Annotated in this window: 10 protein-coding genes and 1 pseudogene; 5 read left to right on the top strand and 6 right to left on the bottom strand. The window is 73.6% G+C overall.

What is annotated here, in order from left to right; translation table 11 throughout:
• Positions 1-22: 22 nt before the first annotated feature.
• Positions 23-1,333, top strand: coding sequence for a glycoside hydrolase family 27 protein (locus OJ254_RS22245; RefSeq protein WP_265363743.1), 1,311 nt, complete (start codon positions 23-25; stop codon positions 1,331-1,333).
• A 25-nt stretch (positions 1,334-1,358) separates the two neighbouring features.
• Here the strand turns inward: OJ254_RS22245 and OJ254_RS22240 are convergent.
• The 6 genes and pseudogenes from OJ254_RS22240 to OJ254_RS22215 all read right to left on the bottom strand — a co-directional run bounded on the left by OJ254_RS22240 (position 1,359) and on the right by OJ254_RS22215 (position 8,275).
• Positions 1,359-3,337, bottom strand: a pseudogene (locus OJ254_RS22240) (serine/threonine-protein kinase).
• A gap of 33 nt (positions 3,338-3,370) precedes the next feature.
• Positions 3,371-4,267 (bottom strand): oxygenase MpaB family protein, encoded by an 897-nt coding sequence (locus OJ254_RS22235; protein WP_265363742.1) that lies wholly within the window; start codon positions 4,265-4,267, stop codon positions 3,371-3,373.
• 9 nt (positions 4,268-4,276) lie between these two features.
• Positions 4,277-5,455: an acyl-CoA dehydrogenase family protein gene (locus tag OJ254_RS22230; protein ID WP_265363741.1), complete on the bottom strand. Its 1,179-nt coding sequence runs from the start codon at positions 5,453-5,455 to the stop codon at positions 4,277-4,279.
• Between the two features lie 254 nt (positions 5,456-5,709).
• Positions 5,710-6,135: an SH3 domain-containing protein gene (locus OJ254_RS22225; RefSeq protein ID WP_265363740.1), complete on the bottom strand. Its 426-nt coding sequence runs from the start codon at positions 6,133-6,135 to the stop codon at positions 5,710-5,712.
• 114 nt (positions 6,136-6,249) lie between these two features.
• A complete protein-coding gene (locus OJ254_RS22220) occupies positions 6,250-7,014 on the bottom strand; it encodes a VOC family protein (protein WP_265363739.1) in 765 nt (254 codons plus the stop codon).
• Positions 7,015-7,120: 106 nt separating this feature from the next.
• On the bottom strand, positions 7,121-8,275 hold the full coding sequence (locus OJ254_RS22215) for an FAD-dependent oxidoreductase (protein ID WP_265363738.1): 1,155 nt from the start codon (positions 8,273-8,275) through the stop codon (positions 7,121-7,123).
• Between the two features lie 213 nt (positions 8,276-8,488).
• On the opposite strand from OJ254_RS22215, the gene OJ254_RS22210 reads away from it, so the two are divergent.
• From OJ254_RS22210 to OJ254_RS22195, 4 genes are all read left to right on the top strand, one after another.
• Positions 8,489-12,733 (top strand): bifunctional nitrate reductase/sulfite reductase flavoprotein subunit alpha, encoded by a 4,245-nt coding sequence (locus OJ254_RS22210; RefSeq protein ID WP_265363737.1) that lies wholly within the window; start codon positions 8,489-8,491, stop codon positions 12,731-12,733.
• 198 nt (positions 12,734-12,931) lie between these two features.
• Positions 12,932-13,117: a hypothetical protein gene (locus tag OJ254_RS22205; RefSeq protein ID WP_265363736.1), complete on the top strand. Its 186-nt coding sequence runs from the start codon at positions 12,932-12,934 to the stop codon at positions 13,115-13,117.
• A gap of 61 nt (positions 13,118-13,178) precedes the next feature.
• Complete coding sequence (locus OJ254_RS22200) at positions 13,179-14,144, top strand: LLM class F420-dependent oxidoreductase (RefSeq protein ID WP_265363735.1); 966 nt, start codon at positions 13,179-13,181, stop codon at positions 14,142-14,144.
• A gap of 41 nt (positions 14,145-14,185) precedes the next feature.
• The gene (locus OJ254_RS22195) at positions 14,186-16,597 is read left to right on the top strand and encodes a phosphoketolase family protein (protein ID WP_265363734.1); all 2,412 of its coding nucleotides are present in this window, start codon (positions 14,186-14,188) and stop codon (positions 16,595-16,597) included.
• Positions 16,598-16,653 lie beyond the last annotated feature (56 nt).

The following is a 16,653-nucleotide window of genomic DNA, read 5'->3' as shown; positions in this document are numbered from 1 at the left end:
CCGCACACCCGTGAGGTGACCCGTGTCCCGTCCTTCGGTACCCCGCATCGGCCGCACCGTCGCCGGACTCACCGCCGTCGCCGCCTGCTCGGCCGGGCTGCTGGCCGCCCCGGCGCCCGCCTCCGCCACCGCCGACCCGGGCCGCGCGTCCGGCGCGGCGCCCGCCGCCGGCCCGTACCCGAACCTGGCCCCCACGCCCCCGATGGGCTGGAACAACTGGTCGTACTACACCTGCCACGTCGACGAGAAAGTGGTGCTCGACAACGCCCGGGCACTGGTCCGTTCGGGGCTGGCGCACCAGGGCTACCGGACCGTCACGGTCGACGACTGCTGGATGGCCAGGCAGCGCGGCCCCAAGGGCGAGCTGCTCCCGGACCCGGTGAAGTTCCCGCACGGCATGGCCTACATCGGGCAGCAACTGCACGCCCTGGGGCTGAAGTTCGGCATCTACGAGGACGTCGGCACGCTCACCTGTGAGAAGTACCCGGGCAGTCTCGGCCACTTCGCCCAGGACGCGAAGCTGTTCGCGAGCTGGCAGGTGGACTACGTCAAGGCGGACGGCTGCAACGTGCCCACCACACCGGGACACAGCAAGGAGGAGACCTACCGGGACCTGTACGGCCAGATGAGCCGCGCGCTGCGGGCCAGCGGCCGGCCGATCACCTTCTCCCTCTCCGCGCCGGCCTACTTCCAGTTCGACGGCGACAGTCTCTGGCACCGGGTCATCGGCTGGTCGTCCGAGCTGGGGAACCTCTGGCGGGGCGGCAGGGACGTGGCGCTGCAGCAGAGCACCCCGGCCGCCAAGTGGTCCTCCATCGTCTACAACTTCCACTACAACGCGAACCTCGCCGATCTGCAGCGCCCCGGGCGGTGGAACGACCCGGACTTCCTGCTGGCCGGGGACTCCGGGCTCAGCCGGGACGAGATGCAGAGCCAGATGTCGCTGTGGGCGATGATGGCGGCGCCGCTGATCTCCAGCACGGACATCGGCAAGCTCTCCCCCGAGGCCCGCGCGGTACTGGGTAATGCGCACGTCATCGCGGTCGACCAGGATGCGCTGGGGATCCAGGGGCGCATCGTCGCGCAGGACGACCACTCGGCCGTCCTGGCCAGGCCGCTGAGGAACGGCGACCGGGCGGTGGCCCTGTTCAACTCCGGTGACGCGCCACGCACGCTGTCGGTCACCGCCGGCGCGGCCGGGCTGCCGGAGGCGTCCTCGTACCGGCTGCACGATCTGGTCACCGGTCACCGCAAGCACAGCGACGGGGACATCGTGGCGAGCGACGTGCCGGCGCACGGCACGGTGCTCTACCGGGTGACACCGGCGGACTGAGCGGCCCCCGGGGCGGTGCGACGGGTCAGCGGCGCGGAGCCGGCCATGACCCGTCGGACAGGCCCTGGCGGCGGTGCGTCGCGCGCTCGCGGCGGAGGGCGGCGATCCGGCGGTGCAGGGCGGCCGCCTCGTCCGGGCGGCCGAGTTGTTCCAGGCACTGGGCGAGGTCGCTCTGGCTGGCCAGGGTGCCGGGGTGGGCGGCGCCCAGGGCCCGGGTGCGGGCGTCGGCGACCCGGCGGTAGCGGTCCAGCGCGTCGTCCCAGCGGCCCAGCCAGCCCAGGGCCACGGCGGTCTCCCGGAGGCTGACCAGCGTGTCGGGGTGGTCCGGGCCGAGCACCCGCTCGCGGGCCGCGGCCACCTCCTTCGCCTCGGCGAGCGCCTCCGGCCAGCGGCCCAGCCGCCCGAGGTTGACGCCGAGGCCGTGCCGGGCGCGCAGGGTGTCCGGGTCGTCGTCGCCCTGGGTGCGGGTGCGGGCGGCGACCAGGTCGTGGTAGAGCGTCAGCGCCTCGGCGCTGCGGCCGAGCCGGCCGAGGCCGATGCCGACCTCGGAGCGGGCGTCGAGGGTGTCGGGGTGGTCGGGGCCGAGCTCGGCCGTACGGGCCGTCGCGACCTCCTGGTGGGTGCGCAGCGCCTCGGCCCACTTGCCCAGCCGGCCGAGGACGTGGCCGAGTTCGTAGCGGGTGGTGAGGGTGTCGGGGTGGTGGGCACCGAGGACCCGGGCGCGGGCGGCGGCCACGTCCCGGGTCATGGCCCGGCAGTCCTCCAGCCGGCCCAGCCGCCCGAGGTTGCGTGCGAGGTGGTGCCGGCAGTCGAGGGTGTCGGGGTGGTCGGGCCCCAGGGTGCGTTCCTGGGCGGCGAGCACCTCGGCGTAGATCTGGTGGGCCTCGAAGTACCGGCCGTCGTCGCCGAGGGTCCGGCCGGACGCCAGCCGGGCGGCGAGGGCGGTGCGGCGGTCGTCCGGTGGTGCGGGGCTGGCGATCCCGGCGGCCACGGCGGCGTCGCCGGTCCGGGGGTCGCCGCCGGTCCAGGCGTCGGTGAGGACCGTGAGGGCGCGGTCCGGTACGGAGCGGGGCGCGCGGCGGGCGGAGCCGGCCGGTGCGCCGGGGGTGATGCCCTCCGTCCAGGCCGGCGGGGCGGGGACGGAGGCGCCGGGGTCCTGGCGGGCGTCGGCGAGGCGTTTGGCCAGGTCGTCGGCGTCGCGGGGCCGCTCGTCGGGGTCCTTGGCGAGCAGCTGGAGCACGATCCGCTGGTAGGCCTCGGGCAGGTCGGGCGGAGGGAGCGCGGCGGGGCGGGGGCGGTGTCACGGTGTCCGACGAGCACCGCCCAGGCGTCACCGAGGTCGAACGGCGGGACACCGGTGGCGAGTTCGTACAGCACACAGCCGAGGGAGTACAGATCGCTGCGGTGGTCGACGGGGTGCGCGCCGATCTGCTCGGGCGACATGTAGTGCGGGCTGCCCATCGCGACGCCGGTGCCGGTGAGCCGGGCGGTGAAGCCGATGTCGTGGCCCAGCCGGGCGATGCCGAAGTCGCAGATCTTGACCGTGCCGTCGGCGGTGCGGACGATGTTCGCCGGTTTCAGGTCGCGGTGCACCACGGCTTGGCCGTGGGTGTAGGCGAGCGCGGCGGTGACCTGTTCGGCGATGTCGATGACGTCCGGGACGGGCAGCGGCTGGCGCCGGTTGTCATCGAGCAGCTGGCTGAGGTTGCGGCCGGTCAGCAGCTCCATGACGAGGAAGAGGGTGCCCTGGTCCTCGCCGAAGTCGTGGACGACGGTGATGCCGCGGTGCTGGAGCGCGGCCGCGACCCGGGCCTCGCGGCGGAAGCGCTCGCGCAGGACGTCCAGGAACGAGGGGTCGTGCCGGGGCCCCAGCGGTTTGAGGCACTTGACGGCGATCTGCCGGCCCAGCGACTCGTCGCGGGCCCGCCAGACCTCGCCCATGCCGCCGCGCCCGATGGTGCCGAGCAGCCGGTACCGCCCCTGGATCAGCCGGTTCTCCGCCATCGTCTGCCGTCGCCCCCGTCCCCGCGCTCGCGATCAGCCGCGCCGCTCCCCCTGCCCGTCCATTATTGCGGCGGCGCGGCGGAGCTTGTAGGCCGACGGGCGGGTGTCGGGCCCGAGTCGTTCGACGGCACGCAGGATGTGCCGGGGCGGCAGCTGCCAGCGGACGGTGGGCGGAATGGCGCGAAGCAGGCGGCCGGTGGCGCGCAGACGGCGGGTGACGGCGGCGGGCGGCGGCGCCGGGCGCCCGTAGAGCCGGTGGGCGTACGCCGGGAGGGCGCCGTAGGCGAGCCGGGCGATCCACGGCCAGAGCACCGCGCGGGCCGGGACGAACACGGCGGGCGTCGGCGGACGGCGGAGGAACGCATCGACCTCCCGGGCCTCCGGGGTCAGCGCGAGGTGGGGCCGTACCCGTGCGAAGTACGCGGCGAACGCGGCGCGGTCGCCGGGGACCCGCGCCGGATCCAGCCCGACGAGCCGGCCGCTCTCGCGCTGTTCGCGCAGGTAGGCGTCGGCCTGGTCGTCGGTGAGCGGACAGCCGGAGCGGCGCAGCACCTGGAGGTAGGAGTCGACCTCGGCGCAGTGCACCCACAGCAGCAGCTCCGGCTCGTCGATGCGGTACCGCTCGCCGGTGGCCGGGTCGGTGGCGGTCAGCCTCCGGTGCAGTCCGCGGACCGCGGCACCGGCCCGTTCGGCGGCGTCGGTGGTGCCGTACGTCGTCGTGCCGACGAAGTTCGCGGTGCGCATCAGCCGGCCCCAGGCGTCGCGCCGGAAGTCCGAGTTCTGCAGGACTCCGCGCACCGCCCGCGGGTACAGCGCCTGAAGGTAGAGCGCGCGGATCCCGGCGATCCACATCAGCGGGTCGCCGTGCACCTGCCAGGTCACCGACGAGGGGCCGAACAGTCCGGGGTCACCTGCGGGAGGGGTGTCCACGGCGTCAGGCTAACGCCGCACCCGTGGCATCCCCAGGCCGATCCAGGAGATGATCTCGCGCTGGATCTCGTTGTTGCCGCCGCCGAAGGTGAAGATCACCGCGGAGCGGTAGCCGCGTTCCAGTTCGCCGTGGAGGACGGCGCCCGCCGAGCCCTCCTTGAGGGCGCCCGCGGCCGCGACGACCTCCATGAGCCAGGCGTAGGCGTCCCGCCGCGCCTCGGAGCCGTACACCTTGACCGCGGAGGCGTCCTGCGGGGTGAGCGTGCCCTCCTGAAGGGCGTTCACCATGCGCCAGTTGAGGAGCTTCATCGCGTCCAGCTTGGTGTGCGTCTGCGCGAGGCGGCGGCGGACCCAGGGCAGGTCCACGACCCGGCGGCCGTCGGCGAGCTTGCTCTCCGTCGCCCAGCGCTGCACGTCGTGCAGGGCGCGGATGGCCATGGTGCCGTGGGCGGCGAGCGTGACGCGTTCGTGGTTGAGCTGGTTGGTGATCAGCCGCCAGCCCTTGTTCTCCTCGCCGACGCGGCGCGAGACGGGGACCCGGATGTTCTCGTAGTAGCTCGCCGTGGTGTCGTGCGAGGCGAGGGTGTTGATCAGGGTGCAGGAGTAGCCGGGGTCGGTGGTCGGCACCAGGAGCATGGTGATGCCCTTGTGCGGTGGCGCGTCGGGATCGGTACGGACGGCCAGCCACACCCAGTCGGCGGTGTCGCCGTTGGTGGTCCAGATCTTCTGGCCGTTGACGACGTAGTGGTCGCCGTCCCGCACGGCCCGCGTCTTCAGCGCGGCCAGGTCCGTACCCGCCTCCGGCTCGCTGTAGCCGATGGCGAAGTCGAGCTCGCCGGAGAGGATGCGCGGCAGGAAGTACGCCTTCTGTTCCTCCGTGCCGAACTGCATGAGCGTCGGGCCGACGGTGTTCAGCGCCATCAGCGGCAGCGGGACCCCGGCCTGGGCGGCCTCGTCGAAGAAGAGGAACTGTTCCATCGGGGTCATCCCCCGCCCGCCGTACTCCTTCGGCCAGCCCACGCCGAGCCAGCCGTCCGCGCCGAGCCGGCGGACGGTCTCGCGGTAGAACCGCTTCTGCGCGGCAGGATCGGCGTACCGGGCGTAGGCGTGGTCCGGCACCAGTTCGGCGAAGTAGGTGCGCAGCTCGGCGCGCAACTGCTGCTGCTCGGGGGTGTATTCGAGGTGCACGGCCCCTCCAGATCGTCCGGTCGTCCGGGTCGTCCGGCCGGCGGCCACGCGTTTCTGACGGGTCGTCGGTTCACGGATCGGGGGGCAGAGTAGAACTTGTTCCAGTAATACGGAAGAGCGCGACCCGCCGGACCGCGGCGCCCCGGGGATGCCCTCGCGCGCCGCCGGGGCCCCGGCCCGCCCCGCCGGGCGGGCGCACGAAGGCCCGGTGCGGCACCTTCGGGTACCGGACCGGGCCTGGGTGCCGGGCGCCATCAGCCCACGGCGTGCTTGGCCGCGTTGTTGTGGGGCATCATCCGGCCGCGCTGCACTTCCTTGCAGTACTTGACGTTGCCGGTGTTGGTCACGTACTTCGCCGCGATCCAGGTCCCGCGCCCCTCGCCGGTCAGGTACCAGACGCTGTTGCCGCCGACGGACTGGGTGCGCACCTTGCACACCAGGGTGACCTGGGTGCGGTGCCGGAGGAAGCCCTTCACCGAGGCGTCGGTGCTGGGGTACTGACGCTCACTCAGCCCCATCTTGGTGGTGACGACGCCGTACGGTTTGGCGGTCGGGGCGGGTGCCGCCTGAGCCGGGGCCATGGCGGACAGTGTCGCTCCGAGGGCGACAGCCGTGGTCAGTGCGCCCGCGCCGGCCGCGAGCTTTCTGCCGCGGACCGCGAGAAATTCGGTCGTGGACATGGGGGTCTCCTGTTCTTGACGCGCGATGCCACCCATTGGTGCGAAGTGGACATTACGCGCAAACCACCCCAGAAATGTGGTGAAACGACGAACAGGCCGCCGATCGTGTGACGGTCAGCCTTCGGTGCCCGCGCGGTGGATACCGAAGGAGGCTCCCTGCGGATCCCGGACCACCGCGATCCGCGGGCCCTCGGGGACGTCCGTGGGAGGCACCAGCAGCATGCCGCCGGACTCCGCGGCCCGGGCCGCGGTGTCGTCCACGTCGGCGACGGCGAAGTACGGCAGCCAGTGCGCCCGCACGTCGTCCGGGTAGAACTCGTCCAGCGCGCTCAGCCCGCCGAAGTCGGCGCCGTCGATCCCCCACTGCGGATAGTCCTCGTGGGTACCCACGGTCCAGCCGAAGACCCGGGTGTAGAAGTGCTTGGCGGCCTCCTCGTCGCGGGTGGCGAGCTCCACCCAGCCCAGCGAACCGGGCGCGTTGAGCAGCGCCGCGCCGGGGAAGTCCCGGGCCTGCCACACCGAGAACACCGCCCCCTCCGGGTCCGCCAGCACCGCGAAACGGCCTTGCTGGAAGACGTCCATCGGCGCCATCACCTGCCGCCCGCCGGCCTCGGTGACCGCCGCGGCCAGCGCATCGGCGTCCCGGGTCGCGAACGAGACGGTCCAGGCGGTCGGCTGGCCGGGGGCGTAGAGGGGGGTCACCGCGGCGACCGGTGCGGTGCCCAGGTGGAAGACGGTGTAACCGCCGGCCTCCGGGCGCGGGTCGGTCTCCGCGCGCCAGCCGAAGACCTCTCGGTAGTACACCGCGGCGGCGTCGACGTCCGAGGTGCCCAGCTCCACCCAGCAGGGCGCGCCGGGGGTGGGCTCGGTGATCTTCACGGTGGGTTCCGTCTCCGTGCGGTGCCGTCGCTGTCCGTACGCTGCCGATCGTCCGACGGGCGCGCGGGGGCCGCAACCGGAGCTCCGCGCACCGGGCATCGGGCCGCTACCCGTTCCCAGCCGTCCTCCGCAGGTGGCGCAGCGTGCCCTCCGGGGCGTCCGGGGCGAGGGCGTTGGCCAGGCCGCGGGCGGCCCCCTCGGCGGCGTCGGCGGAACGGGGCAGCAGCACGGCCTCGTAGGCGCGCAGCGCCGCGTCCCGGTCGGCGTGTTCGACGAGGGCCAGGGCGAGTTCGCTGCCGTCGAGCATGGCGAGGTTGGCGCCCATGCCGGAGAACGGCGTCATCAGGTGGGCCGCGTCGCCGAGCAGCGTCACGCCGGGGGTGTGCGTCCAGGTGTGCGGCACCGGCAGGGCGAACAGCGGCCGGTTGACGAATCCGCCGTCGTTGTCCGTCAGCAGCGCCAGCAGCCGGTCGTCCCAGCCGGCGAACCGGCCGAGCAGCGCGGCGCGTACCGCCTCGGTGTCCGTCATCGTCACCCCGGCCTCCAGGGCCCAGTCCTCCGAGCCGCGGAAGGCGGCGTAGCCGCGGAGGTGGGCGTGGCTGTTGCGCTGGACGATCAGCGCCCGGTCGGCGGCGGACGCCATCATGCTGCCGTCGCCGACCAGCCGGGCGAGCGCGGGGTGGCGGGCGTCGGCGTCGTCGAGCGAGAACTCGACGAAGGTGACGCCGGAGTAGTGCGGGGTGGCGTCGGAGAGCAGCGGGCGAACCCTCGACCAGGCGCCGTCGGCGCCGATGACCAGGTCGAACTCCTCGGTGTGACCGTCGTCGAACTCCGCCTTGTGCCGGCCGCCGCCCAGCGGGTGCAGGGCGCGCAGGTAGTGACCCCAGCGGACGGTGCCGGGCGTGAGGGAGTCCAGCAGCAGCCGGCGCAACTGCCCCCGGTCGATCTCGGGGCGCTCGGTCGTGTCCGCGGCCGGGGCGTGCCGGAAGAGCAGGGTCGCGTCGTGGCCGTAGAGCCGCATCTCCTGCCCTTCGGGGCGGGCCAGGGCGGCGAACTCCTCGGACAGGCCGGCCGCGCGCAGCGCCGCCTGGCCGGTGGCCGGGTGCAGGTCCAGGGTGCCGCCCTGCGGGCGGGCCCCGGCGGAGGCGTCCCGGTCGAGGACGGTGACCGGCAGGCCGTGCCGCTGGAGCACCCGGGCACAGGTCAGCCCGCCGGGGCCGGCTCCGATGATCGCGATGCGGGGAGAGGTGGTGGGAGGCATGCAACCCAGAAAAGCACATCCGATTCGAAAGTACAACGACTGCACTTTTCGTGTTGCTGCACCTTCGGTACGGGTCTCCCGGACGCGGCCTCACGCGGCCCCGGGTGCGGCTGTGTGGTCGCCGTAACGACGGATGATCGCCACGTGTGACACGTGGTTAACGGGCCCTTCGTAGGGTCGGTGCCCAGCTTCCGACCACGAAGGGGACCGTCCGTGACCGCAGCGGAAACACCGGCAGAGCGCCTCACGCAGGTGCGCACGGCGTGCCAGTACTGCGGTGTCGGCTGCGGGATCGTGCTGGAGGTCGCGACGGACGGGGACGGCCGGCGGACCGTGCGCCGGGCGAGCGGGGACAAGGCCCATCCGGCGAACCACGGCCGGCTCTGCACCAAGGGCGCGACCAGCGCCGAACTGCTCACCGCGCCCGGCCGGCTGACCGGCGCCGTGGTCCGCGGCAACCGGGGCGACGAACCGGTGCCCACCACCATGGACACCGCGATCAAGCAGACCGCCGCCCGGCTGCGCGAGATCGTCGACGCGCACGGCCCGGACGCCCTCGCCCTCTACGTCTCGGGGCAGATGACGCTGGAGGCCCAGTACCTGGCGAACAAGCTCGCCAAGGGGTTCGTCCGCACCACCCACATCGAGTCCAACTCCCGGCTGTGCATGGCCAGTGCGGGCAGCGGCTACAAGCTGTCGCTGGGCGCGGACGGCCCGCCCGGCTCCTACGAGGACCTCGACCGCGCCGACGTCTTCCTCGTCATCGGCTCCAACATGGCCGACTGCCATCCGGTCCTCTTCCTGCGGCTGCTGGAACGGGTCAAGGCCGGCGCCAAGCTGATCGTGGTCGATCCCCGGCGCACCGCCACCGCGGCCAAGGCGGACCTCTTCCTGCAGATCGCGCCGGGCACGGACCTGGCGCTGCTGAACGGGCTGCTGCACCTGCTGGTGGAGAACGGCGACCTCGACGAGGAGTTCATCGACGGGCACACCGAGGGCTGGGAGGCGATGCCCGCCTTCCTCCAGGACTACCCGCCCGCGAAGGTCGCCGAGATCACCGGGATCCCGGAGGCGGAGCTGCGCCGGGCCGCCGAGTGGATCGGCGCGGCGGGCGAGTGGACCAGCTGCTGGACGATGGGGCTGAACCAGAGCACCCACGGCACCTGGAACACCAACGCGCTGATCAACCTGCACCTGGCCACCGGCGCGATCTGCCGCCCGGGCAGCGGCCCGTTCTCGCTGACCGGCCAGCCCAACGCGATGGGCGGCCGGGAGATGGGCTACATGGGCCCGGGGCTGCCCGGCCAGCGGTCGGCGCTGGTCGCCGAGGACCGCGCGTTCACCGAGGAGCTGTGGGGGCTGGCACCGGGCACGGTGCGGGCGGACGACGGCGGCCAGGGCACCGTCGAGATGTTCCGGCGGATGGCGGACGGGGACATCAAGGCCTGCTGGATCATCTGCACCAACCCGGTCGCCTCGGTCGCCAACCGCCGCACCGTCATCGAGGGCCTGGAGGCCGCGGAGTTCGTCGTGGCGCAGGACGCCTTCGCGGAGACCGAGACCACCGCGTACGCCGATGTGGTGCTGCCGGCCGCCATGTGGTCCGAGTCCGAGGGCGTGATGGTCAATTCGGAGCGCAATCTGACGCTGGTGGGCCGGGCCGCCGACCCGCCCGGCGAGGCCTGGCCGGACTGGCGGATCATCGCGCGGATCGCCTGCGAGATGGGCTATGCGGACGCCTTCTCCTACGACAGCGCGGAGGAGATATTCGAGGAGCTCAAGCGGGCGGGCAACCCGCGGACCGGGTACGACCTGAGCGGGGTGAGCTATCCGCGGCTGCGCGAGACGCCCGTGCAGTGGCCGAGCGCGGCCGCCGACGGGCCGGACCGCAATCCGGTGCGCTATCTGAACGACGGGGCCGGCCGGGAGCCGGTCGTACGGCCGGACGGCAGCCGCCCCCGGCTGGTCTTCCCCACGGCCAGCGGGCGGGCCGTGTTCTTCGCCCGTCCGCATCTGCCGGCCGCCGAGCTGCCCGACGACGACTTCCCGTACCTGCTCAACACCGGCCGGCTGCCGCACCAGTGGCACACCCTGACCAAGACCGGCAAGGTCGCCAAGCTGGCCAAGCTGAACCCGGGGCCGTTCGTGGAACTCCATCCGCAGGACGCCGAGCGGCTCGGCGTCGAGGAGGGCGATGCGCTGGAGGTCGCCTCGCGGCGCGGACGGGCGGTGCTGCCGGCCGTGGTGACCGACCGGGTGCGGCCGGGGAACTGCTTCGCCCCGTTCCACTGGAACGACCTGTTCGGCGAGTACCTCAGCGTCAACGCCGTGACCCATGACGCGGTCGACCCGGTCTCCTTCCAGCCCGAGTTCAAGGCGTGTGCGGTCGCGCTGACCAGGGTGCCGGGAGGTGCCGGCCGCCCGGAGAGCGCGGCGCTCCCGGGCGCGGCGGAGCGGCCGGACGCGGAGACGGGCGGCCCGGCGGACCGGACGGGGGACGGTCCGGCGGGCGGCCCGGGAGGCGGCGGGGCGTCGGGTGCGGTGGCGGTCCTGACCGACCTCTTCCGGCTGACCGACCCCGCCCCGCCGGCCCTGGCCGAGCACGAGCGCCGCTATCTGTCCGGCTTCCTCACCGGGCTGGCGTCCCGCCCGTCCGGCGGTACGCCGGTGCTGCCCGCCCAGGCGCCGTTCGGCGCGGACACCGCGCTGTGGGTGAACGGCGTGCTGGCCGGGATGTTCTCGCGGGCGGAGGACGAACGGGCCGGGGCGGCGGCGCAGGGCGACCCGGCCGATGAGGCTGATGGTCCGTCAGACTCCGTTGCCCGTACGGTGATCGTGCTGTGGGCCTCGCAGACCGGCAACGCGGAGGAGGTCGCCGTGGACGCCGCCCGCCGGCTCCAGGGCAGCGGACGGGAGGCGACGCTGGTGAGCATGGCCGACAGCACCCCGGCCACCCTGCCGCGCACCGCGGACCTGCTCATCGTGACCAGCACCTTCGGCGACGGCGAGGCCCCCGACAACGGCTCCGGCTTCTGGGACACGCTCAACGCGCCGGACACCCCGCGGCTGGAGGGCCTGCGCTACTCGGTGCTGGCGCTGGGCGACTCGTCGTACGACGACTTCTGCGGCCACGGGCGGCGGCTGGACGCCCGGCTGGCGGAGCTGGGCGCGGTCCGGCTGGCGCCGCGCACGGACTGCGAGCCGGACTACGCGCAGCCGGCCGGGCAGTGGCTCGACCAGGTGCTGCGGGCGCTGGAGGAGGGCGGAACGGCGGAACCGGCGGCCGACGGGCACACCGGGACGCCACCGGCCCCCGCCGCCCCCTCCGCCCCCGCCAAGGACCCGACCGTCACCGCGCGGCTCGTCGGCAACGATCTGCTCAGCCGGGACGGCGCCACCAAGGAGGTGCGCCGGTTCACCTTCGACACCCGGGACGCCGACGGGGTGCCGCTGGCCTACGAGGCCGGTGACGCGCTCGGGGTGCAGCCGCTGAACTGCCCGGAGCTGGTCACCGAGTGGCTGGATCTGACCGGTCTGGACCCGGCGGCTCCGGTCGACCTCGACGGGGCGGGCACGGTGCCGTTCGGCGAGGCGCTGCACCGCCGTCTCGACATCACCCGGATCACCCCGGCGCTGCTCCGGCTGGCCGCCGAACAGACCGGGGACCGGACGCTCCGGAAGCTGCTGCGGCCCGGCAACAAGGGCGAGCTGGACCGGTGGGCCTGGAGCCGGCAGGCCGTCGACGTGGTGGCCGAGCACCGGGTGCGGGCGGACGCGCAGGAGTGGGCCGCGCTCCTCCCCCGCCTGCGGCCGCGGCTGTACTCCATATCGTCGAGCCCGCTGACCGATCCCGCGCTGCTCCGGCTGACGGTCTCCGTGGTGCGCTACGAGAACCGGCAGGGCCGCCCGCGCAAGGGCGTGGCCTCCGCGTTCCTGGCGGATGCCGAACCCGGCAGCCCGGTGGAGATCTTCGTGCGGCGCAGCGCGCACTTCCGGCCACCGGCCGACCCGGCCACGCCGATGGTGATGGTCGGGCCCGGCACCGGCGTCGCGCCCTTCCTCGGCTTCCTCGACGAGCGGCGGGCCCGCGGTCACCGCGCCCCCAACTGGCTGTTCTTCGGCGAGCAGCGCCGCGCCACGGACTTCTACTACGAGGAGGAGCTCGGCCGGCTGCACCATGAGGGGCTGCTCACCCGGCTGGACACCGCCTTCTCCCGCGATCAGCGCGCCAAGGTCTACGTCCAGGACCGGATGCGCGAACACGGCGCCCAGCTGTGGTCCTGGCTGCAGGACGGTGCGCACTTCTACGTGTGCGGCGACGCCTCGCGGATGGCCAAGGACGTCGACCGCGCGCTCCGCGAGATCGCGGTGGCCCACGGCGGTCTGACCGAGGAGGCCGCCACCGGGTACGTCAAACAGCTCGCGGCCGAGAAGCGGTACGTGCGGGACGTGTACTGACGGCCGGGCCGCTCCACCCGGAAGGCCGGGCCCCGCACGGCTCCGCACCCCTCTCCCCCTTCGCTCCCCTTCCCCCCCGCTCCCCCGCTCCCCCGCTCCCCCCGCGGACGAGGTTTCTTTCCCCCTGCGGACGAGGTTTCCGCCCCGAACGGGCCGAGTACCCGCATGGGACGCAGGATGGAGAGGAAGGAGAGCACTATGACCGTTTTGAGCACTGAGCCCGAGCCGAAGGGTCCGGGGCCCGTACCGAGCGAACCGGATCCGCTGCCGCGCGACCCGGTGCCGGCCGAGCCGGCACCCGAGCCGGAGGAGCCGGGCACCGCACCCGCCGAGCCGCCCGGGGCCGAGCCGGGAGAACACCCCGCACCCGAGCCGCCCGACTGAGGCGACCGCCCAGGTCACGCCCCGGTTGCCGGCCCCGTTTCGCCACAGCAAGGTGTGTTGAATGGTGCAGATCGGATACACAATGATGACCGAACAGGCGGGCCCGCGGGCCCTGGTCGGTCATGTCGTCGGCGCCGAACGCGCCGGCTTCGACTTCTCGGTGACCTCCGACCACTACTTCCCGTGGCTGGACTCGCAGGGCCACGCCCCGTACGCCTGGAGCGTGCTGGGCGCCGCGGCGCAGGCCACCAGCCGCATCCCGCTGATGACCTACGTGACCTGCCCGACGACCCGCTACCACCCCGCGGTCGTCGCCCAGAAGGCCGCGACCATGCAGCTGCTCTCCGGCGGCCGGTTCCGGCTGGGGCTGGGCTCCGGCGAGAACCTCAACGAGCACGTGGTGGGCGCCGGCTGGCCGGCCTCACCCGTACGGCTGGACAAGCTGGCCGAGGCGATCGAGATCATCCGCAGGCTCTTCGGCGGCGGTGAGGTCACCCACCACGGCACCCACTTCGACGTGGTGCACGCCCGGCTGTGGGACCTGCCCGACGAGCCGCCGCCGATCGGGGTGGCCGTCTCGGGCGAACGCTCCTGTGAGATCGCCGGCCGGCTGGGCGACCTGGTCATCGCCACCGAGCCCAAGGCCGAGCTGCTGACGTCCTTCGACCGGCACGGCGGCACCGGCAAACCCCGGGTCGGCCAGCTGCCGGTCTGCTACGACCCCGACCGCGACGCGGCCGTCGCCCGGGCGCACGACCAGTTCCGCTGGATGCTGGGCGGCTGGCAGGTCAACTCCGAACTGCCGGGGCCGAAGGGCTTCGCCGGGGCCACCCGGTACGTCACGCCCGAGGACGTCGCGGAGGCCATTCCGTGCGGCGACGACGTGGGCCGGTTCGTCGAGGCGGTGCGCCCGTACGTGGACGCGGGCTTCACCGAGGTCGCGCTGGTGCAGATCGGCGGCGGCCACCAGGAGCCGTTCCTGGACTGGGCGGAGACCAAGCTGCTGCCCGCGCTGCGGAACCTGTGACCCCACCGTCCGTTGCACGCCACCATCGTGAGGAGCTGAGCATGTCCGACGCGCACGCCCCGGCAGCGCCCGGAACGGGGCAGTCGGCGGCACCCGGGCCGCTGGACGCCGCGGAGCTGCGCGCGCTGGACGCGCACTGGCGGGCCGCCAACTACCTGTCCGTCGGGCAGATCTACCTGATGGCGAACCCGCTGCTGGAAGCGCCGCTGCGCCCCGAGCACATCAAGCCCCGGCTGCTGGGCCACTGGGGCACCTCCCCCGGACTGAACCTGGTGCACACCCATCTGAACCGGGTCATCAAGGCCCGTGATCTGGACGCACTGTGCGTCTGGGGGCCGGGCCACGGCGGCCCCGCCGTGGTGGCCAACTCCTGGCTGGACGGCACCTATGCGGAGACCTATCCCGACGTCACCCGGGACGGCGAGGGCATGTCCCGGCTGTTCCGGCAGTTCTCGTTCCCCGGCGGGATCCCCAGCCATGTCGCCCCGGAGACGCCGGGGTCGATCCACGAGGGCGGTGAGCTGGGCTACTGCCTCACCCATGCCTACGGCGCGGCCTTCGACAACCCCGGCCTGCTGGTCGCCTGCGTCGTCGGCGACGGCGAGGCGGAGACCGGCCCGCTCGCCGCGTCCTGGCACGCCACCAAGTTCCTCGACCCGGTGCACGACGGCGCCGTCCTGCCGGTCCTGCACCTCAACGGCTACAAGATCGCCAACCCCACGGTGCTGGCCCGGCTCCCCGAGGAGGAGCTGGACGCGCTGCTGCGCGGCTACGGACACGAGCCGGTGCACGTCACCGGTGACGACCCGACGGCGGTGCACCAGGCGCTGGCCGCCGCCCTGGACCGCTGCCTGGACCGGATCTCCGACATCCAGCGCCGGGCCCGCCACGACGGCATCACCGACCGCCCGCGCTGGCCGATGATCGTGCTGCGCACGCCCAAGGGCTGGACCGGCCCGCACGAGGTCGACGGGAAGCCGGTCGAGAACACCTGGCGCTCCCACCAGGTCCCGCTGGCCGGCGTGCGCGACAACCCCGGGCACCTGCGGCAGCTGGAGGACTGGCTGCGCTCGTACCGGCCCCAGGAGCTCTTCGACCCGCAGGGCCGGCCCACCGCGGAGGTGCTGGCCTGCGTCCCCGAGGGGCCGCGCCGGCTGGGCGCCACCCCGCACGCCAACGGCGGCCTGCTGCTGCGGGACCTGCCGGTGCCGCCGCTGGAGCGGTACGCCGTCGAGGTCGACAAGCGCGGCACCGTGCTGCACGAGCCGACCCGGATCCTGGGCGGACTGCTGTCCGGCATCATGGCGGCCACCGCCGAGCGCCGGGACTTCCGGGTGGTGGGCCCGGACGAGACCGCCTCCAACCGGCTGGAGGCGCTCTACGACACCACCGGCAAGGCCTGGCAAGCCGAGACGCTGGACACCGACGAGCACCTCGCCCGCGACGGCCGGGTCATGGAGGTGCTCTCCGAGCACCTGTGCCAGGGCTGGCTGGAGGGCTATCTGCTCACCGGGCGGCACGGCCTGTTCTCCAGCTACGAGGCGTTCGCGCACATCGTCGACTCGATGGTCAACCAGCACATCAAGTGGCTGCGGACGTCCCGCCGGCTGCCCTGGCGGCGCCCGATCGCCTCGCTGAACTACCTGCTCACCTCGCACGTCTGGCGCCAGGACCACAACGGCTTCTCGCACCAGGACCCCGGCTTCGTCGACCACATCCTCAACAAGAGCCCCGAGGTGGTCCGGGTCTACCTGCCGCCGGACGCCAACACCCTGCTGTCGGTGGCCGACCACGCGCTGCGCAGCCGGGACTACGTCAACGTGATCGTGGCCGGGAAGCAGCCCAGTTTCGACTGGCTCTCCCTCGACGAGGCCAACGCGCACTGCGCCCGCGGCGCCGGCGCCTGGGAGTGGGCGGGCACCGAGGACGGCAGCCGCGAGCCGGACGTGGTGCTGGCCTGCGCGGGCGACGTCCCCACCCAGGAGACGCTGGCCGCCGCCGACCTGCTGCGCCGTCATCTGCCCGAGCTGGCCGTGCGGGTGGTCAACGTCGTCGACATGGCCCGGCTGCTGCCGGCGGGGGAACATCCGCACGGCATGGCGGACGCCGAGTACGACGCGCTGTTCACCCGCGACAAGCCGGTGATCTTCGCGTACCACGGCTACCCGTGGCTGATCCACCGCCTCGGCTACCGCCGGGCCGGCCACCCCCACCTGCACGTCCGCGGCTACAAGGAGGAGGGCACCACCACCACGCCGTTCGACATGGTCGTCCGCAACGACCTCGACCGCTACCGGCTGGTGATGGACGTCATCGACCGGGTGCCCGGCCTCGGCGTCCGCGCGGTCGCGCTGCGCCAGGCGATGGCGGACGTCCGCACCCGCCACCACGCCTGGATCCGGGAGTACGGCACCGATCTGCCCGAGGTCGCCGACTGGACCTGGTCGGGCTGACCGGCCGCCCGCTCGCGCCGCGGGCCCCGACGGAGTAACGCGCGGCGCGGTGACGG

This window comes from Streptomyces endophytica, assembly GCF_026153355.1.
GTDB lineage: Bacteria > Actinomycetota > Actinomycetes > Streptomycetales > Streptomycetaceae > Streptomyces > Streptomyces endophytica.
Note: the sequence above shows the minus strand (reverse complement) of the source record. Positions and strands in the feature narration are given on the sequence as shown.

Excerpts from the sequence above, each read along its gene's own strand:
- OJ254_RS22225 (WP_265363740.1), bottom strand. The coding sequence starts at position 6,135 with ATGTCCACGACCGAATTTCTCGCGGTCCGCGGCAGAAAGCTCGCGGCC.
- OJ254_RS22215 (WP_265363738.1), bottom strand. The coding sequence starts at position 8,275 with ATGCCTCCCACCACCTCTCCCCGCATCGCGATCATCGGAGCCGGCCCC.
- OJ254_RS22205 (WP_265363736.1), top strand. The coding sequence starts at position 12,932 with ATGACCGTTTTGAGCACTGAGCCCGAGCCGAAGGGTCCGGGGCCCGTA.
- OJ254_RS22200 (WP_265363735.1), top strand. The coding sequence starts at position 13,179 with ATGGTGCAGATCGGATACACAATGATGACCGAACAGGCGGGCCCGCGG.
- OJ254_RS22195 (WP_265363734.1), top strand. The coding sequence starts at position 14,186 with ATGTCCGACGCGCACGCCCCGGCAGCGCCCGGAACGGGGCAGTCGGCG.